This window comes from Actinoplanes sp. ATCC 53533 (assembly GCF_003947245.1).
In genome coordinates this window covers 1-2,690 of sequence record NZ_QHHV01000415.1, presented here as the reverse complement: position 1 = coordinate 2,690, position 2,690 = coordinate 1, and the positions used below count along the sequence as shown (strand labels likewise).

Here is a 2,690-nt window from a genome sequence, read left to right as displayed (position 1 = left end):
AGGAAAGCCAACTGATCACCGCCATCGACGCCTGGGTGGTCAAGCGCGCGTGCGAGGAGTTCACCGCCTCGAAATACCGTGAGCTGACGCTGTCGGTAAATCTTTCGGCCCGCGATCTTCGGCACCCAGGCATCGTCGACACCGTGAGCAACGCTCTGCAGAGCACCGGACTGCGGCCCGACCAACTCGTCATGGAACTGACCGAGACCACACTTGCGGCCGACAACGCGACAACCGCGGCCAGCCTGCGTTGGCTTCGTGCGCTCGGCGTTCAACTGGCCATCGACGACTTCGGGACCGGCTACTCGTCGTTGTCCTACCTCCGTCAGATCCCGGCGCAATCTCTGAAGATCGACCGGTCGTTCGTATCTGCCCTCGACGTGGACGAGTCGAGCGGCGCCATCGTCGGCGCTGTCGTCGGCATAGGACACGCGCTCGACATGCAGGTCATCGCGGAGGGGGTCGAAAGCCCCGCACAGCTCGACCGGCTAGCCGCACTCGGGTGTGACGCGGTTCAGGGGTACCTCATCGGCCGACCTCGGCCACTGCGCGACCTGACCGACTCCTGCTTCGCCGCCCCATCCACGCAAGACCGGCCGGCCCGCCGGTCAACGACGAGATCCGCGACCTGATCCGGCGTCTCGCACCCGAGGTGGGCGAACTGCGCCGGGTGCTGGGGCCGGCGGCGGTCAGCGGGCGCGGATCCGGTAGTTGCGGGCGTCGTGGGTGAGTTCGGCCAGGCCGAGTTCCTCCAGCAGCGCGATCAGTATCGCCTGCAGACCGGAGCTGGGTGCTGCCGACCTGGCAGACCAGGGCCGGCGGATCGGCCGATTCGTCACGCCACACCTGGTACTCGCCCTTGCCCGGCGCGGTGGTCAGCCGCCACGGATCGTCTGCGGTTTCCGCTGCCGTTCGCACCCATCCTGGGTCTCCGTTCGCCGCGCCGATCCGTCCCATTGTCCTGGCCCGGGCGGTTCCGGTGCCGCAACTCCCGCGTCCGGTGGACAATCGGCGGATGGCCGTCGACGTGTCGTCCGAGATCGTGATCAACGCGCCCGCGCCGCGGGTCGCCGCGTACGCCGGTGACCCGTCGAACGCGCCCGCGTGGTACGTCAATATCCAGACGGTCGAGTGGCTGACGCCGCCACCGGTCACGGTCGGGTCTCGCATGAAATTCGTCGCGCACTTCCTCGGCCGCCGGCTCGCCTACACCTATGAGGTCGTCGAGTTCGTGCCCGGCGAGCGGTTGGTCATGCGCACCGCGCAGGGACCGTTCCCGATGGAGACCACCTACACCTGGCAGCCGCACGGCGACGACGCGACCCGGATGACGCTGCGTAACCGGGGCGAGCCCAGCGGCTTCGCGAGCCTCGGCGCGCCGATGATGGCGGCGGCGATGCGCCGAGCCAACGCCAAGGACCTCGCCACGCTGAAACGACTGATCGAAACATCGCAGTGACGGCCCTGAATCTCGATTGACCGCAGGGCCGGTAATGCGGCGGTGACCGGATCCGCGCCGCCGTCACCGGCCGACGAGGCCGCCATAGCGAGGTGCGCCAACCGCACAGCCCAGGCCGCCCCGCGCGATTGATATGCCATCGTTTCCTCCCATTCGCGGACATTGTTCAGCCAGCCGGCCAGTCGCGGAACGCGGCCAGCAGCCGATCGCCGGCCTCGGGCGCCAGGCTCTGCCGGGCAGACCGCCGAGAGCGCCCACGGTGGTGCGGATCTGCTCCAGGTAGCGGTCGCAGCCGTCGCACGGCATACGGGTGGTGCCAGGCGGCGTCGTTCTGGTGTCCGCCGGCTGGTCATTCGTCGACAGCCACATCTTCTGGCCACGCGGGGTGGTCACGATGGCGGGCTTCGCCGTCGGCTTCGCGCCGTTGATGTGGGCGACGGAGGCCGGTCGACGAGTGCCTGCCGACCGGTGACGTATCGATGGCATCCGCATCGGTGTCAGCCTGGCCGTCACGCGGCCTGCGGGTGCACGACATCGGGCCGATGCGCGCCGCCCGCCGCGACGATCTGCTCGCCCTCGGCCTGCGGGACCGCCAGTTCGGCTATCCCCTCGAGCTGCTGATCGCCGCCGCCCGGGCCAGCTGGGAGGCCATCGAGGTCGATGTGGCCTACCGGCGGCGGACCGCGGGCACCACGTCGAAGGTCACCGGCACGGTGCGCGGCACCGCCCGCGCGATCCGCGACATGAGCGCGGTGCTCGCCCGATGAGCGTCCAGGTGCTCGTGCTGGCCAAGACGCCGGTGCCGGGACGGGTCAAGACCAGGCTCTGCCCGCCGTGCACTCCCGGCCAGGCCGCCGTGGTCGCCGCCGCCGCGCTCGCGGACACCGTGGCCGCCGTCACCGCCGCGCCGGCCACGCGTCGCTGCCTCGTCGTCGACGGCGACCATCCGGCACCGCCCGGCTGGCACCGGACGGCCCAGCGGGGCGTGACCCTCGGCGAACGCCTGGTCCACGCCTATGCCGACACCCGGCTGGACGGCGTGGGGAGCCTGTTGATCGGCATGGACACCCCGCAGATCAGCGCCGGGCTGCTGGCCGACGCCGTTCAACGGCTCGACGAGGGCGACGCCGTGCTCGGGCTCGCCGACGACGGCGGCTGGTGGGCTCTAGGACTCCGGAATCCGTCGCACGGCAAGGCGTTGTGGCGGGTGCCGATGTCCACTCCGGACACC

At 70.4% G+C, this 2,690-nt stretch carries 5 protein-coding genes; 4 read left to right on the top strand and 1 reads right to left on the bottom strand.

The window, feature by feature from the left end; all coding sequences use genetic code 11:
* Positions 1-632: EAL domain-containing protein (locus DMB66_RS58530; protein WP_148112928.1), on the top strand; the 632-nt coding region annotated here is incomplete at its 5' end.
* On the opposite strand, the gene DMB66_RS66420 is transcribed toward DMB66_RS58530, so the two are convergent.
* Positions 526-957: a DUF6855 family protein gene (locus DMB66_RS66420; RefSeq protein WP_370321489.1), complete on the bottom strand. Its 432-nt coding sequence runs from the start codon at positions 955-957 to the stop codon at positions 526-528. The genes DMB66_RS58530 and DMB66_RS66420 overlap by 107 nt on opposite strands.
* Positions 958-1,015: 58 nt before the next feature.
* Here DMB66_RS66420 and DMB66_RS58520 point away from each other — a divergent pair, with 58 nt between their 5' ends.
* The 3 genes from DMB66_RS58520 to DMB66_RS58505 all read left to right on the top strand — a co-directional run.
* Positions 1,016-1,459 carry an SRPBCC family protein gene (locus DMB66_RS58520; RefSeq protein WP_125812559.1) on the top strand — a complete coding sequence of 148 codons (444 nt, stop codon included), beginning with the start codon at positions 1,016-1,018 and terminating at the stop codon, positions 1,457-1,459.
* A 494-nt stretch (positions 1,460-1,953) separates the two neighbouring features.
* Entirely contained in the window at positions 1,954-2,226 is a 273-nt protein-coding gene (locus tag DMB66_RS58510) for a hypothetical protein (RefSeq protein WP_233625591.1), read from the top strand.
* A partial coding sequence (locus DMB66_RS58505; RefSeq protein WP_125812558.1) for a DUF2064 domain-containing protein occupies positions 2,223-2,690 on the top strand: 468 nt, incomplete at its 3' end. The genes DMB66_RS58510 and DMB66_RS58505, both read left to right, overlap by 4 nt.

Coding starts and splice junctions, on each gene's coding strand:
- DMB66_RS58520 (WP_125812559.1), top strand. CDS start 1,016: ATGGCCGTCGACGTGTCGTCCGAGATCGTGATCAACGCGCCCGCGCCG.
- DMB66_RS66420 (WP_370321489.1), bottom strand. CDS start 957: ATGGGACGGATCGGCGCGGCGAACGGAGACCCAGGATGGGTGCGAACG.